Source organism: Variovorax boronicumulans, from assembly GCF_029892485.1.
Taxonomy (GTDB): Bacteria; Pseudomonadota; Gammaproteobacteria; order Burkholderiales; family Burkholderiaceae_C; genus Variovorax; species Variovorax boronicumulans_B.
Genome location: NZ_JARXVG010000005.1, coordinates 17,886 through 38,994, shown reverse-complemented (window position 1 = coordinate 38,994; position 21,109 = coordinate 17,886). Strand labels below are relative to the sequence as shown.

16 protein-coding genes are annotated in these 21,109 nt (G+C 68.4%); 5 read left to right on the top strand and 11 right to left on the bottom strand.

The window, feature by feature from the left end; all coding sequences use genetic code 11:
* Positions 1-1,020 (bottom strand): AEC family transporter, encoded by a 1,020-nt coding sequence (locus M2282_RS13145; protein WP_280809220.1) that lies wholly within the window; start codon positions 1,018-1,020, stop codon positions 1-3.
* 124 nt (positions 1,021-1,144) lie between these two features.
* On the opposite strand from M2282_RS13145, the gene M2282_RS13140 reads away from it, so the two are divergent.
* The 5 genes from M2282_RS13140 (at position 1,145) to M2282_RS13120 (ending at position 7,291) form a co-directional block, all read left to right on the top strand.
* Positions 1,145-3,259, top strand: a complete 2,115-nt coding sequence (locus M2282_RS13140) for an ATP-dependent helicase (RefSeq protein ID WP_280809219.1) — start codon at positions 1,145-1,147, stop codon at positions 3,257-3,259.
* A gap of 5 nt (positions 3,260-3,264) precedes the next feature.
* Entirely contained in the window at positions 3,265-3,708 is a 444-nt protein-coding gene (locus M2282_RS13135) for a hypothetical protein (RefSeq protein ID WP_280809218.1), read from the top strand.
* The gene (locus M2282_RS13130; protein ID WP_280809217.1) at positions 3,705-4,871 is read left to right on the top strand and encodes a phospholipase A; all 1,167 of its coding nucleotides are present in this window, start codon (positions 3,705-3,707) and stop codon (positions 4,869-4,871) included. The genes M2282_RS13135 and M2282_RS13130 overlap by 4 nt, the downstream gene beginning before the upstream one ends.
* 123 nt (positions 4,872-4,994) lie before the next feature.
* Entirely contained in the window at positions 4,995-5,849 is an 855-nt protein-coding gene (nadE, locus tag M2282_RS13125) for an ammonia-dependent NAD(+) synthetase (protein WP_280809216.1), read from the top strand.
* 44 nt (positions 5,850-5,893) lie between these two features.
* On the top strand, positions 5,894-7,291 hold the full coding sequence (locus M2282_RS13120; protein ID WP_280809215.1) for a coniferyl aldehyde dehydrogenase: 1,398 nt from the start codon (positions 5,894-5,896) through the stop codon (positions 7,289-7,291).
* Between the two features lie 11 nt (positions 7,292-7,302).
* Here the strand turns inward: M2282_RS13120 and M2282_RS13115 are convergent, their stop codons facing one another.
* The 10 genes from M2282_RS13115 to lpdA form a co-directional block, all read right to left on the bottom strand.
* Positions 7,303-8,664 (bottom strand): sigma-54-dependent transcriptional regulator, encoded by a 1,362-nt coding sequence (locus M2282_RS13115; RefSeq protein ID WP_280809214.1) that lies wholly within the window; start codon positions 8,662-8,664, stop codon positions 7,303-7,305.
* Positions 8,661-10,496, bottom strand: a complete 1,836-nt coding sequence (locus M2282_RS13110) for a sensor histidine kinase (protein ID WP_280809213.1) — start codon at positions 10,494-10,496, stop codon at positions 8,661-8,663. The genes M2282_RS13115 and M2282_RS13110 overlap by 4 nt, the downstream gene beginning before the upstream one ends.
* 150 nt (positions 10,497-10,646) lie before the next feature.
* Complete coding sequence (locus tag M2282_RS13105; protein ID WP_280809212.1) at positions 10,647-11,300, bottom strand: DUF6781 family protein; 654 nt, start codon at positions 11,298-11,300, stop codon at positions 10,647-10,649.
* A gap of 10 nt (positions 11,301-11,310) precedes the next feature.
* On the bottom strand, positions 11,311-12,060 hold the full coding sequence (gene phbB, locus M2282_RS13100; RefSeq protein WP_280809211.1) for an acetoacetyl-CoA reductase: 750 nt from the start codon (positions 12,058-12,060) through the stop codon (positions 11,311-11,313).
* A gap of 35 nt (positions 12,061-12,095) precedes the next feature.
* Positions 12,096-13,280, bottom strand: a complete 1,185-nt coding sequence (locus M2282_RS13095) for an acetyl-CoA C-acetyltransferase (protein ID WP_280809210.1) — start codon at positions 13,278-13,280, stop codon at positions 12,096-12,098.
* 158 nt (positions 13,281-13,438) lie between these two features.
* Positions 13,439-14,773, bottom strand: a complete 1,335-nt coding sequence (locus M2282_RS13090; protein ID WP_280809209.1) for an NAD(P)/FAD-dependent oxidoreductase — start codon at positions 14,771-14,773, stop codon at positions 13,439-13,441.
* Positions 14,774-14,806: 33 nt separating this feature from the next.
* Positions 14,807-16,153, bottom strand: coding sequence for a dicarboxylate/amino acid:cation symporter (locus M2282_RS13085; protein ID WP_280809208.1), 1,347 nt, complete (start codon positions 16,151-16,153; stop codon positions 14,807-14,809).
* Between the two features lie 48 nt (positions 16,154-16,201).
* Positions 16,202-18,487, bottom strand: a complete 2,286-nt coding sequence (locus M2282_RS13080) for an NADP-dependent malic enzyme (RefSeq protein WP_280809207.1) — start codon at positions 18,485-18,487, stop codon at positions 16,202-16,204.
* 17 nt (positions 18,488-18,504) lie between these two features.
* Positions 18,505-19,302, bottom strand: a complete 798-nt coding sequence (locus tag M2282_RS13075; RefSeq protein WP_280809206.1) for an alpha/beta fold hydrolase — start codon at positions 19,300-19,302, stop codon at positions 18,505-18,507.
* Positions 19,303-19,311: 9 nt separating this feature from the next.
* Positions 19,312-21,108 (bottom strand): dihydrolipoyl dehydrogenase, encoded by a 1,797-nt coding sequence (gene lpdA / locus M2282_RS13070; protein WP_280809205.1) that lies wholly within the window; start codon positions 21,106-21,108, stop codon positions 19,312-19,314.
* Between the last annotated feature and the right edge of the window lies 1 nt (position 21,109).

Genomic DNA, 21,109 nt, shown 5'->3' with positions numbered 1-21,109 from the left:
TCAGCGCAGCAGCCCCACCGCCAGCGGAAAACTGAAGAAGGCCGCCACCGTCGTCCACAGGATGATGCGGGCGAAGCGCCCGTTGTCGGCGCCGAAGCGCTCGGCCAGCATCGACACATTGCTCGCGCTCGGCAGCGCCGCGACCAGCACGATCACCGCCAGCGCCGCATGCGAGAGCGGCAGCCCCAGCGCGATGGCGCCGGCGCCCAACGCCCACACCAGCAACGGATGCAGCAGCAGCTTCACCCCCACCACCGGCAGCACATCGGCGAGCGGGGCCTTGGGCGCGGGTGTGCCGGCCGTGCCCATGGCCTGGGCGACGGCCGCGCTGGCCTGGTGCTCGCGCGCCAGCAATGCCGAGCGCGCCAGCACCGCGCCGATGGTGAAGAGCGCCACCGGCGAGGCCGCGTCCGCGAGCATGGCGACGGTGCGATCGATGGGCCCCGGCAGTTGCCAGCGCGCGGCCGACAGCAGCACGCCCAGCAGGATCGACCACGGCATCGGGTTCACGACGATGCCGCGCAGCGCCTTGCGCGCCGCCTGCGATGCACCGTGCCGCCCCGCGCCCCCGGCGCCATCGAGCCGCGAGAGCGCGATGCACAGCGATGAAGTCACCACCAGGTCGAACGCGATCGTGATGATCATCGGCCCGGCCGCCTGCGTGCCGAGGATCGCCACCAGCAGCGGCACGCCCATGAAGCCCGTGTTCGGAAAGGCCGCCACCAGCGCGCCGAAGGCCGCGTCGTTCCAGCCGATGCGCGGGTTGCGGGTCAGCAGCACCACGCCCGCGACCACGGCCAGCGCGCTCGCGCCCCAGATCAGTGCAACGCTGCCGTCGAGCAGTTGCGCGATCGGCGTGCCGGCGCCGAAGCGCAGCAGCATGCAGGGCAGCGCGAAATACAGCACGAAGGTGTTGAGGCCGGGAATGGCCTCCAGCGGCAGGAGGCGGGCGCGGGCGGCGCCGTAGCCGGCCGCGATCAGCGCGAAGAAAGGGAAGGTAACAAGGAATACGGGCAGCACCGCCCGATTGTCGTGGCCCCGCTCCGGCGTGTCCCGCCTACAACGTCCGGGGGGTCCGGACCCGTATCATAGCCCGCTTTGCGCCTGCCGTTCCCCACGGCGTTCCCCGGTTCTCCCAACCCCCATGTCCCACGGTCTCAATCTCGCGCAACAAGAAGCGGTCAATTACATGCATGGTCCCTGCCTGGTGCTGGCAGGCGCGGGCTCGGGCAAGACGCGGGTGATCACGCACAAGATCGGCCGGCTGATCCAGGCCGGCATGGAGCCCAAGCGCATCGCGGCCATCACCTTCACGAACAAGGCGGCCGCCGAGATGCGCGAACGCGCGAAAGACCTCATCGGCAAGGACGCACGCAAGGTGGTGGTCTGCACCTTCCACGCGCTGGGCGTGCGCATGATGCGCGAGGACGGCGCGGTGCTGGGCCTGAAGCCCGCCTTCAGCATCCTGGACAGCGACGACGTGACCAAGATCCTGAAGGACGCCGGCGGCACCACCGACATCGCCACCGCCCGCATCTGGCAGTGGACCATCAGCAAGTGGAAGAACATGGGCCTCGATGCCCAGCAGGCCGCAGCCGCCGCGGTGGACGACAACGAGCGCATCACCGCCGAGGTCATGCGCCACTACGAGGAGCGGCTGCAGGCCTACCAGAGCGTCGATTTCGACGACCTCATCGGCATGCCGCTCAAGCTGCTGCACGACTTTCCCGAGGTGCGCGCCAAGTGGCAGGCCGCGCTCGGTCACATCCTGGTGGACGAATACCAGGACACCAACGCCACGCAGTACGAGGTGCTCAAGGCGCTGGCCGGCGACCGCGCGCGCTTCACCGCCGTGGGCGACGACGACCAATCGATCTACGGCTGGCGCGGCGCCACGCTGGACAACCTGAAGAAGCTGCCGGTCGACTACCCGACGCTCAAGGTCATCAAGCTGGAGCAGAACTACCGCTCCACCAGCGCCATCCTGCGCGCGGCCAACAACGTGATCGGTCCCAACCCCAAGCTGTTTCCCAAGACGCTGTTCTCCGAACTCGGAGAAGGCGAGCCGGTGCGCATCGTCGATGCCGACACCGAGCTGCACGAGGCCGAGCGCGCGGTGGCGCGCATCGTGAGCCTGCGCGCCGGCGATGCGGTCACGCAAGGGGCGCAGCACAAGGAGTTCCGCGACTTCGCCATCCTCTACCGCGCCAACCACCAGGCACGGATCCTGGAACAGGCGCTGCGCCGCGCGCAGATCCCGTACAAGGTCTCGGGCGGCCAGAGCTTCTTCGACCGCGCCGAGATCAAGGACCTGTGCGGCTGGTTCCGCCTCTGGGTCAACAACGACGACGACCCCGCGTTCCTGCGCGCCATCACCACGCCCAAGCGCGGCATCGGCCACACCACGCTCGCGAGCATGGGCACCTTCGCGACCCAGTACAAGCTGAGCCTGTTCGCGGCGCTGTTCAGCCCCTCGCTGCCCAGCGTGATCCCCAAGCGCACGCTGGAGGGCGTGCACGAGTTCGGCCGCTACATCAACGACCTGGAATACCGCGCGCGCCGCACCATGGGCGCCGAAGACTCGCGCACCTTCATGCTCGACTGGCTCAAGGAGATCGACTACGAGCGCCATCTCTACGAAGGCGAAGAGAGCGAGGCGGCCGCGGCCACGCGCTGGAACAACGTGCTGGAATTCGTCGACTGGATGTCGCAGCGCGCCGGCGGTTCGCTGGACGACGCCTCGGGCGCCAACGACAACGACAACACCGACGGCAACGAGCGAAAGAGCCTGCTCGAGGTCGCGCAGACCATCTCGCTGCTCTCGACCATCAGCGAGCGCGAACAGGACCAGAACGTGGTCACGCTCTCCACGCTGCACGCCTCCAAGGGCCTGGAGTGGCCGCACGTGATGCTCATCGGCGTGACCGAGGGCATGCTGCCTTTCAAGCTGGACGACGACAACGGCCGCCAGAAGGTGGTGAGCGACGAGACGACGCAGCGCCTGCAGGAAGAGCGCCGCCTGATGTACGTGGGCATCACTCGCGCGCAGCGCACCCTGGCCGTGAGCTGGACCAAGAAGCGCAAGCAGGGCCGCGACATGGTGCCCTGCCAGCCGAGCCGCTTCATCGCCGAGATGGGCCTGGACAAGGCCACGACGAAGGAAGACCCGCGCGAGAAGCTCAAGGCGCTGCGCGCCGAGTTCGCGCGCAAGGCACAGGACAGCGCGGCCGCGAAGGCGGCCGCCGCGGCGGCGCCATGAAAGCGATGCGCGCTGCTTTGATCGCACTGGCCGCGGTCACCGTCACGGGCTGCGCCGCGGTCGATCCCAACTGCCCCGCCGATGCGCGCGACCTGCCGCTGCCGTCGCTCTACGGCCGCTGGGAAGCGCGCTTCGACGGCTTGCCCGCCGCGTCCGTCGTACAGCTGGGCAAACACCCCGACTACGCCGGCGTTCGCGGCACCATCACACGCGATGCCGGTGGCGGCGCAAAGCCTTCGGTGGCGCAGCTCGCGGGCGACGTCGACGACGAGGGCGCGCTCTCCATCGACGAATCGCTGGACGGCCGCGCCATCAGCGGCAACTGGGCCGGCACCTTGCAGCCGCGCTCCTGCGGCCGCGAATTCAGGGGAACCTGGCGCAACGCCGCAGACGACAGCACGCACCCGTTCGTACTGACCAAGACGGGCGCCACGGAAGGAAAACAATGACCACTCGCACACATGCCCTCTTCGCAACGTCCATGACGTTCGCGGCCTGCCTGGGCAGCACGGCCGCATATGCACAAGCCGTCGACAAGCCCGCGAGCCCGCTGGCCGACTCGCAACTCACCTGGCAGCAATGCGCCGCGCTCGGCAACAACAACGATGCGCGCCTGGCCTGCTTCGACCGCTGGGCGCAGCAGCAGACGCTGCCCTCGGTGTCGGTGCCCGTCGCGCCGCCGGTGCTGGCCAGCACGCAGGCGCCGCCAGTGGACGGCTCGATCCCCGCCACGCGCGTGATCTCGGTGGCCACCACCGAGGGCTGCCGCGACCAGCAGTACTCGGCACTCTCACGCTTCTGGGAGCTGGAGAACGCCACCGACTGCGGCACCTTCGGCTTCCGCGGCTACCGGCCCCTGTACGTGGCCGCCTCGGCCGCCACCCAAAAGCCGCAGGTGCCCACCTCGCCCTCGCCCGACCACACCGGCGAGCCCGTCGCCTACCAGGCCAACGAGATGCGCATCGGCCTGTCGGTGCGCACCAAGCTCGCGCAGGGCATGCTCACGCAGAACGACCCGATCAAGAAAGACTCGCTGTGGTTCGCCTACTCGCAGCAGTCGACGTGGCAGCTGTTCAACGGTGCGATCTCGCGCCCGTTCCGCACCACCGACCACGAGCCCGAGCTGATGTACGTGTACCCGACCGACTTCAAGCTGCCCGGCGGCTGGCGCTGGCGCTATGCAGGCCTGGGCATCGTGCACCAGTCGAATGGCCAGACGCTGCCGCTGTCGCGCAGCTGGAACCGTGTCTACCTGATGGGCGGCGCCGAACTCGACGACAAGTTCCAGATCACCGGACGCATCTGGAAGCGCCTCTCGGAAGATGCGGCGAAGGACGACAACCCCGACATCGCCGACTACATCGGCCGCGCCGAGATCACCGGCCGCTGGAATCTCAACCGCGACAACACGCTGGGCCTCACGGTGCGCAACAACCTGCGCGACAGCGGCCGCGGCTCGGTGCGGCTCGAATGGCTCAAGGCCATTGGCGACCCGACCAAGAGCAACCTGCGCTTCCACACGCAGCTGTTCCATGGCTATGGCGATACGCTGGTGGACTACAACCGCAAGCGCACCGTGCTCAGCATCGGCCTGAGCCTGGTGGATTTCTGACTCGCCCCCAGGCTTCGCGCACTTCGTGTCGCTTCTCCAACCCCCTACCGGGGGCAACACCAGCGGCCCGGCAAAGCCGGTTCCGCGGTGTTCCACTGAAAGATTGAAAGGAAGGATCGCTCGATGAACCACGACCTGTCCCCCGTCGACGCCGCGCAGCGCGAGATCATCGCGGCGCTGCATGTCGCTCCCGTGTTCGATGCCGCCGCCGAACTGGAGCGGCGCACCGACTTTCTCGCGAGCTACCTGAAGCAGACCGGCCTCAAGACGCTGGTGCTCGGCATCAGCGGCGGCGTCGATTCGCTGACCGCCGGATGCCTTGCGCAGCGCGCCGTCGAAAAGCTGCGCGCCGAAGGCTGCGACGCCACCTTCATCGCGATGCGCCTGCCCTACGGCGTGCAGAAGGACGAAGCGGAAGCCCAGCGCTCGCTCACGGTGATGAAGCCCGACCGCACGATCACCGTCGACATCCGTCCCGCGGCCGACGGCATGCTGGCCGCGCTGAAGGCCGGCGACCTGAAGTTTCGCGATGCGGCGCACGAGGACTTCGTGCTGGGCAACATCAAGGCACGCCAGCGCATGGTGGCGCAGTTCGCGGTGGCCGGCGCGCACGACGGCATCGTCATCGGCACCGACCATGCGGCCGAGGCGCTGATGGGCTTCTTCACCAAGTTCGGCGACGGCGCGGCCGACATCACGCCGCTCACCGGCCTCAACAAGCGCCGCGTGCGCGCCGTGGCCGCACTGCTCGGCGCGCCCGACGAACTGGTCTACAAGGTGCCCACCGCCGACCTCGAATCGCTGGTGCCGGGCAAGCCCGACGAAGACGCCTTCGGCGTCACCTACGAACAGATCGACGACTTCCTCGAAGGCAAGCCGGTGTCGGCCGCGGCGCGCGCGATCATTCTTTCGACGCACCGCAAGAGCGCGCACAAGCGCGCGCTGCCGGTCGAGCCGCCGCCCGCAGCGAGCGCCTGACGGCAGGCCAGGCGGGCCGGGCTCATCCACAAGGCCTATCGACCATGACACAGCACATGCGACAGACCTTCGATGCGATGCGCGCCGCCAGCCTTCGCGCGCAGACGCCGCCGTGGCCCGAGCGCGCCAGCCGCCTCGAGCGCCTGCGCGCCCTGGTCACCAGCAACCGCAAGGAGATGGCCGCCGCCATCAGCGCGGACTTCCACAACCGGCCCTTCCAGGAAACCGAGCTGGCCGAGGTGTTCCCCTCCATCGCGGGCATCGACCACGCGCTGCGCCACGGCAGGAAGTGGATGCGCCCGCAGCGCCGCGCCACCGGCCTCTGGTTCAAGCCTGCGTCGTCGCGGATCCTGCCGCAGCCCCTGGGCGTGGTCGGCATCGTGGTGCCGTGGAACTACCCGCTGAACCTGGCCGTGGGGCCGATGACGGCGGCGCTGGCCGCGGGCAACCGCGTGATGGTGAAGCAGTCGGAATTCACACCGCGCTTCGCCGAACTGTTCGCCAGCCTCGTGCGCGCGAGCTTTGCGGAAGACGCGATCGCCATCGTCAACGGCGACGCCGAAGCGGCGCGCGAGTTCTCCAGCCTGCCATTCGACCACCTGCTGTTCACCGGCTCCACGGCCGTGGGCCACCATGTGATGCGCGCCGCGAGCGAGAACCTCACGCCGGTCACGCTGGAGCTGGGCGGCAAGTCGCCCGCGATCATCGGACCCGGTGCGAACTTCGAGAAGGCCGTCGAGCGCATCCTCGTGGGCAAGACGCTCAACGCGGGCCAGACCTGCATCGCACCCGACTATGTGCTGCTGCCCGAGGGCCAGCAACAGCGCTTTGCCGACAGCGCACGGCGCGTGTTCGCAGCCATGTACCCCGACATTTCGAGCAACCCCGACTACACCAGCATCGTGAGCCCGCGCCATTTCTCGCGGCTGCAGGAGCTCGCCGCGACGGCGCAGGCGCAGGGCGCATCGGCCATCCCGCTCTCGGACATGGCGCCCGATGCCGCGACGCGCCGCTTCCCGCCCGTGCTGCTGACCGGCGTGCAAGCCGGCATGCGCGTGATGCAGGAGGAGATCTTCGGCCCGATCCTGCCGGTGGTGGCATACCGCACCATCGAAGACGCCATCGCCTACGTCAACGCGCATCCGCGCCCGCTCGCGCTCTATCTGTTCGAGAAGAACCGCGCGACCATCGACCGTGTGATGCACGAGACGGTGGCGGGCGGCGTGTCGATCAACGACACGCTGCTGCACATCGCGCAGGACAACCTGCCCTTCGGCGGCGTCGGCGCGAGCGGCATGGGCGCCTACCACGGCGAGTACGGATTCCAGACCTTCTCCAAGATGAAGCCGATCTTTCACCAGTCGGCGTTCAGCGGCGTCGGCCTCTTCAAGCCGCCCTATGGCAAGACCTTCGAGCGAATGATGAGGTGGCTGGTGCGCTGAGCGGCCGGCTGCTACTTGAACTCGTCCGCCGCGATACCCAGCTTGCGCAGCTTGTCGTGCAGCGTCTGCCGCGCAATGGCCAGCGCAGTGGCCGTGGCCGGCTGGTCGCCCTGGTGCTTGCGCAGTGCCTCGACGATCACCGCGCGCTCAAAGGCCTCGACCTGCTGCGGCAGCGCACGCGGCAATGCGGGCAGGCCTTCACCCGTGCCGCGCGCCTGCGTGAGGCGCTCGCCGAGCAGGCCGAGGACGAAGCGGTCGGCCACGTTGCGCAGCTCGCGCACATTGCCCGGCCAGGCGTAGGCCATCAGGTCGGCCAGCTGGGCGCCGCTGAGCAGCGGCGCCGCGCGCTCGTAGCGGCTCGCGGCCAGCAGCGTGAAATGTTCGAACAGCAGCGGAATGTCTTCGCGGCGCTCCCGCAGCGGCGGCAGCTCGATGAAGGCCACGCCCAGCCGGTAGTACAGGTCGGCCCTGAACTTCTGGCGGTCGCTCATTTCCTTCAGGTCGTCCTTGCTCGCGGCCACCACGCGGCAGTCGAAGGCAATCGCCTTGTTGGAGCCGATGCGCTCGATGCTGCGCTCCTGCAGCGCACGCAGCAGCTTGATCTGCACCGCCATCGGCATGCTTTCGATCTCGTCGAGAAAGAGCGTGCCGCCGTTGGCGTATTCGAACTTGCCCACGCGCACGCGGTTGGCGCTGGTGAAGGCGCCGGCCTCGTGGCCGAAGAGCTCGCTCTCGGCCAGCGCCTCGGGCAGGCCGCCGCAATTGAGCGGCACGAAATGCTGGCGGCGGCGCTCGCTGTGGTCGTGCAGGCAACGGGCGACCAGCTCCTTGCCGGTGCCGGTCTCACCGTAGATGAGCACGTCGGCCGAGGTCTCGGCCAGCGTCATCACCGTGCGGCGCACCAGCTGCATCTGCGCCGAGCGGCCGATCAGCACCGACTGGATGCCGTTCCAGTTCTCCAGTGCATCGCGCAGCGCGCGCACCTGCAGCGACAGCTGCCGGCGCTCCATGGCGTGGCGCACGATGGCCACCAGCCGCTCGGAGCTGAAGGGCTTCTCGATGAAGTCGTAGGCGCCCTCGCGCATGGCCTGCACCGCCATCGCGATGTGGCCGTGGCCAGTGACCAGGATCACCGGCAGCTCGGCATCGGCGGCGTGCAGTTCGCGCAGCCATTCGGTGCCGCTCAGGCCCGGCAGGCGCACGTCGCAGACCACGATGGCCGGCACGCCGAAGCTGATGTGGGTGCGCGCGCGTTCGGCGCTGTTGAAGGCTTCGACCTCGAAACCGGCCAGGGTCAGCACCTGGGTCGTGCTGAGGCGGACGTCTTCGTCGTCCTCGACCAGCATCACCCGGATGGCAGGGGCTTGGCTCACTTGGGGATCACTCCTGTGGGGGTGGGAATAAGGATGTTCTGCACGGCGGCGGGCAGGTCGACGACGAACGCGGCGCCGCCTTGCGGAAGGTTGGCCGCGCGCAGCGTGCCGTCCATGGCGCGCGCCAATTGTGCCGAGATCACCAGGCCGAGCCCGAGGCCCGAGCCCGCCGGCTTGCTGGTGACGAAAGGCTCGAAGAGGCGCGGCAAGATGTCCGGCTGGATGCCCGGCCCGGTGTCGCTCACACGCAGGATCACGCGGCCCTCGTGCGGGCGCGCCTCGATGCGCAGCGTGCGCCGCGGCGCGTCCTGCATGGCGTCGATGGCATTGCGCATCAGGTTCACCAGCACGCTGCCGAGCGCCGCTTCCTCGGCCATCGCGCTCAGGCCCGCGGGCTGCACGTCGACCTCGATGGCGACGGCGTTTTTGCGGGTGGCTTCGGCCACGATGACCTGCGCGTCGGCGATGGCGCGCGCCATCGGCACCGCCGCAAGCGGCAAATCGCTCCTGTGCGCGAAGTTCTTGAGCTGCGAGGTCAGGCGCGCCAGGCGATCGACCATGCCGCGGATGCGCTGCAGGTTGCCGCGCACGTCGTCGAAGCGGTTCTTGTCGAGCAGGATGCCCGCGCTTTCCGACAGCGTGCGCATGGCCGTGAGCGGCTGGTTCAGCTCATGCACCACGCCGGCCGACATCTGGCCCAGCGCCGCCATCTTGCCGGCATGCACCAGCTCGCCCTGCGCCGCGCGCAGTTGCGCGGTGCGTGCCACCACGGTCGATTCGAGCGTGTCGTGCGCGGCCTGCAGCGCGGCCTGGTTGGCAAGCTTCTGCCGCACCGCGCGGCGGCGCTGCCACAGCGTGACGGCGATCAGCAACAGCACCGCCATCGCCAGGCTCGCGGTGATGGCCGCGTTGCGCGCGCCCACCCGCACCGGCGCGAGATCATCGAGCACCACCAATTGCCACGGTGCGCCGCGCAGCTTGCGCGTGGAGGCGAGCTGGTCCACGCCGTCGAGCGCGATGACCTGCACATCGCGCGCCAGTGCTTCCTTCTGCGTCCATTGCAGCGGCTGCAGCGCGGCTTCGCCATAGGGCCGCGAGCGCTGCACCTCGGCGCGCTGCAGGCCGTCGAGCGGCAGCATCGGACGGAACTTGATGTCTTCGCGGGTGGAGAGGATCACCACCCCGCGCTGGTCGATCAGCGCCACGTCGCCTGGGAGCTTGCGCCAGGCGCGCTCGGTCTCCTCGAGGTTGACCTTGACGGCCACCACGCCGCGCGTGGGCTGGTCGCGGCGCAGCGCGTACGAGAGGTAGTAGCCGGGCTTGCGGCTGGTGATGCCCACGCCGTAGAAGCGGCCGCGGCCCTGCCCGAACGCGTCGATCACGTAGGGGCGGAACGACAGGTCCTGGCCGACGGTGGTGCCGGGCCGGTCCCAGTCGGAGGCCGCCAGCGAGGTGCCGCCCGCATCGAGCACATAGAGCATCTCGGCGCCCGCGGTGGCGTTCACGCCGGCCAGGTAGCGGTTGACGGTGTCGCGCAGCGACCCGTCCGAGGGCGTGCCGAGCAGCGCCGGGACGACAGGCGTCATCTCCAGCAGCGCGGGCAGGTATTCGAAGCGGGCCAGGTCGGCGTCCAGCCCGGTCGCGAGCATGTCGAGCCGGTGGTCGGCCGCATCGCGCAGCCGCGCAAGGCCGTTCTGCATGGCCAGGTGGTGGCCGGCGAAAGCGGCCACGGCCACCAGCGCCAGGGCGCCGAGCCAGCGCGGCAGGCCGCGCCAGCGCCGGGAGGTGTGAGAAGGCAGATCGAAGCGCAGTACCGGCTCCCGTGAAGTCATGGAGCCGTTATTGCACAAGGCCGCAGAGGCCGCATCAGTGGCAGCCCGGTGGCGGGCGTCCTGCAACATTTCGTCCAGGCTCGGCATTCGCTCAGGCATGGCGCGGCTCGCCGGGCCGGCGGCGGCAGGCGAGGCAGCCGCCGGCAGAGGTCATCGCTTGGCCGAGCCGCCCTGCTTCAGGGCTTCGGACATGCCGATGAGCACCCCGCTCGCGAGCGTCGCGTAGCTGTCGAGCAGCGCCTGCGAGGCGCGCAGGCTCATCGCGCGGCCGTCGCGCAGGTTCTTGTGCGTGTCTTCCATGAGCTGCTCCAGCGCCACGTTCGCGCGCGCACCGGTGTCGGTTTTCTTGCCCTGCATTGCCTGGAAGACGCCGCTCCACGGGCCGTCCATCGGTGCGGCCTTGCGCACGCTGGCGAACAGCGTGTCTTCCATCTTCTCGATGTCGGCCAGCGCCTTCTTGAGCTGCGTCTCGCGCAGGCTCACGCCCTGGTCGACCAGCTGCTGCAGCGCGCGCTGGTTGGCCACTACCGCCTGCTCCAGCGCGCCGTCCATGCCGGCGAAGGCCTTGGTGAGCAGCGCCTCCACGTCGGGCGCGGGCAGCTTGCTGCCCGATGCACCGGCCGAGGCCGCCTTGGTGACCGTGCCCAGCACCTGCCGGATGTTCGCGAGCGTGAGCTCGCGGCCCTGCAGCGCCTTGAGCGTGGCCTCGTGCACCGTCTTGCGAATGGCCTCGCCCTGCTTGGCCGTGGCGTCGGTGAACTTGTTGATCAGTGCGACCTGATCGATGCCGTTTTTGAGGATCATGGTCGTGCGCTCATTGCATGTGCTGGCCGCCGTTGATGGCGATGTTGGCGCCCGTCACGAAGGCGGCTTCTTCCGAAGCCAGGTAGATGATCAGGCCCGCCACTTCCTCGGGCTTGCCGAGGCGGCCGACCGGGATGTGCGGCAGGATCTTGCTGTCGAGCACTTCCTTCGGGATGGCCGTGACCATCTTCGTGCCGATGTAGCCGGGCGAGATGGTGTTCACCGTCACGCCCTTCTTCGCCACCTCGAGCGCCAGTGCCTTGGTGAAGCCATGCACGCCGGCCTTGGCGGCCGAGTAGTTGGTCTGGCCGAACGCGCCCTTCGATCCGTTCACCGACGACACGTTGATGATGCGGCCCCAGCCCCGCTCCACCATGCCGTCGGCCACCTGCTTGCTCATGTTGAACAGGCTGTCGAGGTTGGTGCGCAGCACCGCGTTCCAGTTGATCTGGTCCATCTTCTTGAAGGTCATGTCGCGCGTGATGCCGGCGTTGTTGACCAGCACGTCGACCGGGCCCAGCGCTTCCTGCACCTGGCGCACCGCCTCCGCGCACGAGTCGTAGTCGGCCACGTCGCAGGGCACGGCCAGGATCCGGTAGCCGCGCTCGGCCATCTGCGCCACCCACTCGGCATGCGACTTGTTGCCCGGCGAATAGGTCACCGCGAGCTTGTAGCCCGCATCGACCATCTTGGTGGAGATCGTCTCGCCCAGGCCGCCCATGCCGCCGGTGACCAGGACCACTTGTTCTTTGCTGCTCATTGGCTTGCTCCTTCTTGTGTGACAAAAAAATTGAATCAGGCGCGTTCGACGGCCAGTGCGACGCCCATGCCGCCGCCGATGCACAGCGATGCCAGGCCCTTGTTCGCGCCGCGGCGGCGCATCTCGTGCAGCAGCGTCACCAGCACGCGGCAGCCCGAGGCGCCGATCGGGTGGCCGATGGCGATGGCGCCGCCGTTCACGTTGATGCGGCTGGTGTCCCAGTCCATCTGCTGGTTGACCGCGCAGGCCTGTGCCGCGAAGGCTTCGTTGATTTCCATGAGGTCCAGGTCCTGCGCGTTCCAGCCGGCCTTCTTGAGGGCAAGCTGCGAGGCCGGCACCGGGCCCATGCCCATGAGCGAGGGATCGAGGCCCGCGCTCGCATAGGCGCGGATCACGGCCAGTGGCTTGAGGCCGAGCGCGGCGGCACGTGAGGCCGACATCACCAGCACCGCGGCGGCACCGTCGTTCAGGCCCGAGGCATTGCCGGCCGTCACCGAGCCGGCCTTGTCGAAGGCGGGGCGCAGGCCCGCGAGCGCATCGGCGCTGGTCTTGCGGTTCACGAACTCGTCGGCGGAGAAGACGATGGGGTCGCCCTTCTTCTGCGCGATGCTGAAGGGAAGAATCTCGTCGTTGAAGCGGCCGGCATCCTGCGCGGCCGCGGCCTTCTGCTGCGAGGCGAGCGCGAGCGCATCCTGCATCTCGCGCGTGATGCCGTACTTCTTGGCCACGTTCTCTGCCGTGGTGCCCATGTGGTACTGGTTGTAGACGTCCCAGAGGCCGTCCACGATCATGGTGTCGACCAGCTTCCAGTCGCCCATGCGCTGGCCGTTGCGCGAGTTGGGCAGCACATGCGGCGCGGCGCTCATGTTCTCCTGGCCGCCGGCCACCACGATCTCGGCATCGCCGCACTTCACGGCCTGCGCCGCGAGCATCACGGCCTTCAGGCCCGAGCCGCAGACCTTGTTGATGGTGAGGCCCGGCACGCCGACGGGCAGGCCCGCCTTGATGACCGTCTGCCGCGCCGGATTCTGTCCCGCGCCGGCCGCGAGCACCTGGCCCATGATCACCTCGGACACCGCATCGCCCGGCACGCCGGCCTTCTCGAGCAGCCCCTTCACCACATGTGCGCCCAGTTCCGGTGCGGCCGTGCCGGCGAGCGCGCCGCCGAACTTGCCGACCGCCGTGCGTTGCGCGGCCACGATCACGATATCGTCTGACATGAGAGTCTCCTTGAGGTTGATGCGAGGGGAAAAGATGGAAGCGCATTGCGCATCGGCGCGCCAGACTGCACATGGCTTTGCGACAGCCGCTGCTGCCAGGCCTGCGACCGGGAGGTCGCGTTGAAAGGGTTTGAAGGTGTGGTCATTGCCATGCCTGCTCAATGCAGCTTGACGTGGGGTTCGGTGCGCCGCGTGATGAGGCGGGCGAGCGTGTCGAGCGAAACCTTCACAACGCCGTGCAGCGCCAGCTCGTGCATCTTGTAGAGGGACACGTACATGAGCCGCGCGAAGCGGCCTTCGATCATCAGGCTGCCGCCCACCGGGCCGCCCATCATGTTGCCGACGGTGCTGAACTCGCCGAGCGACACCAGCGAGCCGAAGTCGCGGTAGCGGTAGGGCTTGAGCGCCTTGCCCGCCATGCGCCGGCGGATCTGCGCCGCCACGTGCGAGGCCTGCTGGTGCGCCGCCTGCGCGCGCGGCGGCACCAGCCCGCCCTTGCCGTCGTTGGCCTCGGGCCAGTTGCAGGCCGCGCAGTCGCCGATGGCGAAGATGTCCGCATCGCGCGTGGTCTGCAGCGTGGGCAGCACCGCGAGCTGGTTGCTGCGATTGGTCTCCAGCCCCGCAATGTCCTTCATGAAGTCGGCCGCCTTCACGCCCGCGGCCCACACCACCAGCTCGGCCGGCAGCACGCGGCCATCGGCCAGGCGCACGCCTTCGGGCAGCACCTCGGCGACCTTGGCTGAGGTGTGCACGTCCACGCCCAGCTTGCGCAGCAGCGCCTCGGTGGCTGCGGACATGCGCTGCGGCAAGGCGGGCAGCACGCGGTCGGCAGCTTCGATCACGCTGACCTGGATGTCCTTCTCGGCGTCGACGCGGTCCAGCCCGTAGGCCACCACCTCGCGCGTGGTGCGGTGCAGCTCGGCCGCCAGCTCCACGCCGGTCGCGCCCGCGCCGATGATCGCCACATGCAATTGCTCGGGCCGCAGCGGCGTGGTCTGCGCATGCGCGCGGATGCAGGCGTTGACCATGCGCTGGTGAAAGCGCTGCGCATCGGCCTTCGATTCGAGCCGCAGCGCGTGCTCCCGCACGCCGGGCGTGCCGAAGTCGTTGCTCAAGCTGCCGATGGCAACCACCAGCGTGTCGTAGCCGAAGGCCCGCTCGGGCGTGACCAGCCGGCCTTCGTCGTCCAGGTACGGCGCCACGTTCACCTGGCGCCGCTCGCGGTCGATGCCGGTCAGCTCGCCGAGCCGGAAGCGGAAGCCGTGCCAGTGCGCCTGCGCGAGGTAGTCGACCTCGTGCGCGCTCATGTCCATGCTGCCCGAGGCGATCTCGTGCAGCTTGGGCTTCCACACATGGGTGCGGTGCTTGTCGATCAGCGTGATCTCCGCGCGGCCGCGCAAGCCCCGCGAATCGCCCAGCCGCGTGGCCAGCTCCAGCCCGCCCGCGCCGCCGCCGACGATCACGATGCGGTGCTTCGAATCAGGGGTGCTCATGGGTGCGGCCTGTGGCTGCGGAATGTCGAAGGCTCAGCGCGCCGGGCCGGCGGGCATGTGCGTCTCGGTCGCGTCGAGCACCAGCTCGGGCTCGTCGGCCTCGGCGCCGGTCTCCTGGTTCAGGATGCGGTTCATGCGCCCCACATCGAGGTCGTCGGTCCACTTGGCAACCACCACCGTCGCGACACCATTGCCGATCAGGTTGGTCAGCGCACGCGCTTCCGACATGAAGCGGTCGATGCCGAGGATGAGCGCAAGCCCCGCCACCGGCACATGGCCCACCGCCGAGAGCGTCGCCGCCAGCACGATGAAGCCGCTGCCGGTAACGCCCGCCGCGCCCTTCGAAGTGAGCAGCAGCACGGCCAGCAGCGTGAACTGCTGCGTGAGCGTCATGTCGGTGTTGGTCGCCTGCGCGATGAACACCGCGGCCATCGTCAGGTAGATCGAGGTGCCGTCCAGGTTGAACGAGTAGCCCGTGGGCACCACCAGCCCGACCACCGATTTCTTCGCGCCCAGGTTCTCCAGCTTGGCCATCATGCGCGGCAGCACCGATTCGCTGGACGAAGTGCCCAGCACGATCAGGAGTTCTTCCTTGATGTACTTGATGAACTTCCAGATGCTGAACCCGTGGAAGCGCGCGATGCCCCCCAGCACCACGAAGATGAACAGCAGGCAGGTCAGGTAGAAGGTGGCCATCAGCTGGCCGAGCTGCAGGAGCGAGCTCACGCCGTACTTGCCGATGGTGAAGGCCATGGCGCCGAAGGCGCCGATGGGCGCGACCTTCATGATGTAGCCCACGATCACGAAGAGCACATGCGAGCCCTTCTCGATCACATCGAACACCAGCGTGCCGCGGCCGCCGAACTTGTGCAGCGCAAAGCCGAACATCACCGCGATCAGCAGCACCTGCAGGATCTCGCCCTTGGCGAAGGCATCGACCACCGTGCTGGGAATCACGTTGAGCAGGAAGTCGGTGGTGCTCTGCATCTTGCCGGGGCCGGTGAAGGCCGCGACGCTCTTGGCGTCGAGCTGGCTCACGTCGACGTTCATGCCGGCGCCGGGCCGCACGATGTTGATGATGACAAGGCCCACCACCAGCGCGATGGAGCTCACGACCTCGAAGTACAGCAGCGCCAGGCCACCGGTCTTGCCGACTTTCTTCATGTCCTCCATGCCGGCGATGCCCACCACCACCGTGCAGAAGATGATCGGCGCGATGATCATCTTGATCAGCTTGATGAAGCCATCGCCCAGCGGTTTCATCGATGCGCCCGTGTCGGGCCAGAAGTGCCCCAGCAGCACCCCGAGCACGATGGCGGTGATGACCTGGAAGTAGAGGGATCTGTAAAAGGGCTTGGGTGCTACGGATGGTTGGTCCACGGGATCTCCTAGAAAATTTCAGTGCGCGCGTTCACGGCCGTGCCGTCGTCAGGCCGCGTTGCGGTGCGAGTTGGCATCGACCACCGCCAGCGCCGTCATGTTGACGATGCGGCGCACCGTGGACGAGGGCGTGAGGATGTGCACCGAACGCGCCGCGCCCAGCAGGATGCCGCCCACCGTGATGCCGCTGCCCGCCGCCATGCGCAGCAGGTTGTAGGAGATGTTGGCCGCATCGACGTTGGGCATGATGAGCACGTTGGCCTCGGTCTCCAGCGCCGAGTCGGGAAACTCATGGTCGAGGATCGATTTGGACAGCGCCGCATCGCCGCGCATCTCCCCTTCGACCGCGAGTTGCGGATCGGCGGCCTTGATGAGCGCGAGCGCCTCGCGCATCTTCACGGCCGAGGCCGCATCCGATCCGCCGAAGTTCGAGTGCGACAGCAGCGCCACGGCCGGCGTCACGCCGAAGCGGCGCACTTCCTCGGCCGCGAGCAGCGCGATCTCGGCGATCTGCGCGGCATCGGGGTCGCGATTGACGTGCGTGTCGCAAATGAAGAGCTGGCGGCCTGGCAGCATCAGCATCTGCATGGCGGCCATGGTCTTTGTGCCGGCGCGCAGGCCGATCACGTCGCGCACATGGCGCAGGTGGTCGCCATAGCCGCCGAGCGTGCCGCACAGCATGGCGTCGGCCTTGCCCTGGCGCACCAGCATGGCAGCGAGCAGCGTGCCGCGGCTGCGCATCTCGGTCTGCGCCACCAGGCGCGAGACGCCGTCGCGGCGCTTGAGCTGGTAGTAGGCCTCGGCCGCGTCGCCGTGCACCTCGGGGGCTAGCAGATCGACGGCCTCGCAGTCGGCGCCCAGCGAAAGGCGCAGGCCGTATTGCGCGATGCGATCGGCGATCACGTCGGGGCGGCCCAGCAGCAGCGGGCGCGCCAGGCCTTCATCAACCACCACCTGCGCGGCGCGCAGCACGCGCTCGTCCTCGCCCTCGGCGTAGACCACGCGCTTGGGCGACTGCTTGGCGGCGGCGAACAGCGGCTGCATGCTGCTGCCCGACTGATAGACGAACTGCGACAGGCGCTGGCGATAGGCCTTCATGTCGGCGATGGGGCGCGTGGCCACGCCGCTGTCCGCCGCGGCCTGCGCCACCGCGGGCGCGACGAACTCGATCAGGCGCGGATCGAAAGGCTTCGGGATCAGGTAGTCGCGGCCGAAGCGCAAGCCGACCGCGCCATAGGCCTGCGCCACCACCTCGGGGATCTCGGCATGCGCGAGCTCGGCGATGGCGCGCACGGCGGCGAGCTTCATCTGCTCGTTGATCGTGGTCGCACCCACATCGAGCGCGCCGCGGAAGATGAACGGGAAACAGAGGACGTTGTTGACCTGGTTCGGATAGTCCGACCGGCCGGTGCCCAGGATCGCATCGGGGCGCACGGCCAGTGCGTCTTCCGGCAGGATCTCCGGCGTCTGGTTGGCCATGGCGAGGATGATCGGATCGCGCGCCATCTCCTTGACCATCTCGGGCTTGAGCACGCCGCCGGCCGAGAGACCCAGGAAGATGTCGGCACCGCCGATGATGTCGGCCAGCTTGCGCGCCGGAGTCTCCTGCGCATAGCGGGCCTTGTTCGGGTCCATCTGCTCCTTGCGGCCGGTGTAGACCACGCCCGCGCTGTCGGACACGAAGATGTTCTGCTGCGGCAGGCCCAGGCTCACGATCAGGTCGAGGCAGGCCAGCGCCGCCGCACCCGCGCCCGAGGCCACGAGCTTCACCTCGCGGATGTCCTTCTTCACATACCGCAGCGCATTGAGGATGGCCGCCGCCGCGACGATGGCGGTGCCGTGCTGGTCGTCGTGGAACACCGGGATCTTCATGCGCTCGCGCAGCTTCTTCTCGATGTAGAAGCACTCGGGCGCCTTGATGTCTTCCAGGTTGATGCCGCCGAAGGTGGGCTCCATGCGCGCGATGGTGTCGATGAGCGCGTCGGGGTCGTTCTCGTCGAGCTCGATGTCGAACACGTCGATGCCGGCGAATTTCTTGAAGAGGCAGGCCTTGCCTTCCATCACCGGCTTGCCGGCGAGCGCGCCGATGTTGCCCAGGCCCAGCACCGCGGTGCCGTTGGTGATGACGGCCACGAGGTTGGCGCGCGAGGTGAGGTTCATCGCCTCGGCCGGGTCGCGCACGATCTCCATGCAGGCTTCGGCCACGCCGGGCGAATACGCGAGCGCCAGGTCGCGCTGGGTGGCCATCGGCTTGGTCGGGTTCACCGAGATCTTGCCGGGCGTCGGATAGCGGTGGTAGTCGAGGGCGGCTTCGCGCAGTTTGTCGTCGGACATGGTGTCTCCGTGGAATGTCAAAGAGGGGTGGCGGCGGCAGCGGCGTCGGCCAGCCAGTCGCGCAGGCCGCACAGGAGCGCTGCGGGCTGGTCGGCATGCACCCAGTGGCCGGCGTCGGCGATGCGCTCGGTCTCGGCATGCGGGAACAGCGCGCGAATGCCGGCGAGCGAAGAAGGCCGCACGTAGTCCGACTCCGCACCGTGGATGAAGAGCGCCGGTCCGTCGTAGCGCGCTGTGCGCAGTGCATCGGGAAAGCCGCAGAGCTCGCGCATGCACAGGCCCGTGGCCAGCAGGTTCAGGCGCCAGTCGAAACGGTCGTTCTGGCGGCGCAGGTTCTGCATCAGGAAATCGACCGGCGCCTCGGCACTCAGGCTGTCGGCCAGCGCCTGGCGGATCTCGCGGCGGCTGGCAGCACCCGCCACATCGAGGCTGCGCATGGCCGACACGTACGAGGAGAACTGGTCGGCGTAGCTCTCGGGCGCGATGTCGATCACCGCGATGCCGGCGATGGCTTCCGGGTGCGAGAGCGCGAGCGCCATCGCGGTCTTGCCGCCCATGCTGTGGCCGATGACGAAGGGGCGCTGCAACTGCTCGCTCTCGATGAGCGCCAGCACGTCGCCCGCCATCTCAGCGTACGACATGGACTCGGCCCAGGGCGAGCCGCCATGGTTGCGGGCATCGGGCAGATAGACGCGGTGGCCTTCGGCCAGCGCCTGCGCGATCTGCGTCCAGTTGCGTCCCGCGCCGAACAGGCCGTGCAGGATCACCACCGGAGGCCCCGATCCCAGGGCCTCGAAAGCCAGTGCGAGCGACATGGCGGCGTCTTACTTCTTCTTGACCGGGGGCAGGTCGGTGCAATGCCCTTCGAACACCTCGGCCGCCATGCCGATGGATTCACCCAGCGTCGGATGTGGGTGGATGGTCTTGCCGATGTCCGAGGGCTCGCAGCCCATCTCGATGGCCAGGCACACCTCGCTGATCAGGTCGCCCGCATGCGTGCCGACGATGCCGCCGCCGACGATGCGGTGCGTGGCTTCGTCGAACAGCAGCTTGGTGAAGCCCTCGTCGCGCCCGTTGGCGATCGCGCGGCCCGATGCGGCCCACGGGAACACCGCCTTGCCGATCTTCAGGCCCTCGGCCTTGCACTGCTCCTCGGTCTTGCCGGCCCATGCCACTTCGGGATCGGTGTAAGCCACCGAGGGGATCTGCCGCGCGTCGAAATACGAGGCCTCGCCGTGCGCCACCTCTGCCGCCACATGCGCCTCGTGCACGGCCTTGTGGGCGAGCATGGGCTGGCCCACGATGTCGCCGATGGCGAAGATGTGCGGCACGTTGGTTCGCATCTGCTTGTCGACGTCGATGAAGCCGCGGTCGGTGACCGCCACGCCGGCCTTGTCGGCCGCGAGCTTCTTGCCGTTGGGCGTGCGGCCCACGGCCACGAGCACGAGGTCGTACAGCTGCGGCTCCTTGGGCGCCTTCTCGCCTTCGAAGCTGACCTCGATGCCGGCCTGGGTCGCCTTCGCGCCGACGGTCTTGGTCTTGAGCATCACGTTGTCGAAACGCGGCGCGTTGACCTTCTCCCACACCTTCACGAGGTCGCGGTCGGCGCCCTGCATCAGGCCGTCGAGCATCTCGACCACGTCGATGCGCGTGCCCAGCGTCGAATACACCGTGGCCATTTCCAGGCCGATGATGCCGCCGCCGATGACGAGCATGCGCTTGGGAATTCCCTTGAGCAGCAGCGCACCTGTGGAGTCGACCACCCGGTCGTCCTCGGGCATGAAGGGCAGCTTCACCGCCTGCGAGCCCGCGGCGATGATGGCCTTGGCGAACTTCACCACCTTCTTCGCACCGCCCTCGCCCACCACCTCGACATGGTGCGCATCGAGGAAGCTGCCGACGCCGGTGACGACCTCGACCTTGCGCGCCTTCGCCATGCCGGCGAGGCCGCCGGTGAGCTTCTTGATCACACCGTCCTTGAAGTCGCGCAGCGCGTCGATGTCGACTTCGGGCGCGGTGTACTTGATGCCGTGCCTGGCGAGCAGCTTCACCTCGTCCATCACGCCGGCCGTGTGCAGCAGCGCCTTCGAGGGGATGCAGCCCACGTTGAGGCACACACCGCCGAGCGTGGCGTAGCGTTCGACCAGCACGGTCTTCATGCCGAGGTCGGCACTGCGGAACGCGGCCGAGTAGCCGCCGGGGCCGGCACCGAGCACGAGCACTTCGCATTCGATGTCGGCCTTGCCGGCGTAGCTGCCGGCAATGGGTGCAGATGCCGGCGCTGTCTCGCTCCCTCTCCCGCCTGCGGGAGAGGGTTGGGGTGAGGGTGCGGCCGTCGCCTCCGGCCCCTCTCCCGCAGGCGGGAGAGGGGAGGCAGCAGCAGTCGTTTCGATGACGAGGATCACCGAGCCTTCGCTCACCTTGTCACCGAGCGCAACCTTCAGCTCCTTCACGACGCCCGCATGACTCGACGGAATCTCCATCGAAGCCTTGTCGGACTCCACCATGATCAACCCGGTATCGACCGCGATGACTTCGCCGGGCTTGACCAGCAATTCGATGATCGCGACATCCTTGAAATCGCCGATGTCGGGAACCTTGACTTCCACCGTGTGTGCCATT

Coding starts and splice junctions, on each gene's coding strand:
- M2282_RS13090 (WP_280809209.1), bottom strand. CDS start 14,773: ATGAGCACCCCTGATTCGAAGCACCGCATCGTGATCGTCGGCGGCGGC.
- M2282_RS13095 (WP_280809210.1), bottom strand. CDS start 13,280: ATGTCAGACGATATCGTGATCGTGGCCGCGCAACGCACGGCGGTCGGC.
- M2282_RS13120 (WP_280809215.1), top strand. CDS start 5,894: ATGACACAGCACATGCGACAGACCTTCGATGCGATGCGCGCCGCCAGC.
- M2282_RS13110 (WP_280809213.1), bottom strand. CDS start 10,496: ATGACTTCACGGGAGCCGGTACTGCGCTTCGATCTGCCTTCTCACACC.
- M2282_RS13080 (WP_280809207.1), bottom strand. CDS start 18,487: ATGTCCGACGACAAACTGCGCGAAGCCGCCCTCGACTACCACCGCTAT.
- M2282_RS13105 (WP_280809212.1), bottom strand. CDS start 11,300: ATGATCCTCAAAAACGGCATCGATCAGGTCGCACTGATCAACAAGTTC.
- M2282_RS13130 (WP_280809217.1), top strand. CDS start 3,705: ATGACCACTCGCACACATGCCCTCTTCGCAACGTCCATGACGTTCGCG.
- lpdA (WP_280809205.1), bottom strand. CDS start 21,108: ATGGCACACACGGTGGAAGTCAAGGTTCCCGACATCGGCGATTTCAAG.
- phbB (WP_280809211.1), bottom strand. CDS start 12,060: ATGAGCAGCAAAGAACAAGTGGTCCTGGTCACCGGCGGCATGGGCGGC.
- M2282_RS13140 (WP_280809219.1), top strand. CDS start 1,145: ATGTCCCACGGTCTCAATCTCGCGCAACAAGAAGCGGTCAATTACATG.
- nadE (WP_280809216.1), top strand. CDS start 4,995: ATGAACCACGACCTGTCCCCCGTCGACGCCGCGCAGCGCGAGATCATC.
- M2282_RS13075 (WP_280809206.1), bottom strand. CDS start 19,302: ATGTCGCTCGCACTGGCTTTCGAGGCCCTGGGATCGGGGCCTCCGGTG.
- M2282_RS13135 (WP_280809218.1), top strand. CDS start 3,265: ATGCGCGCTGCTTTGATCGCACTGGCCGCGGTCACCGTCACGGGCTGC.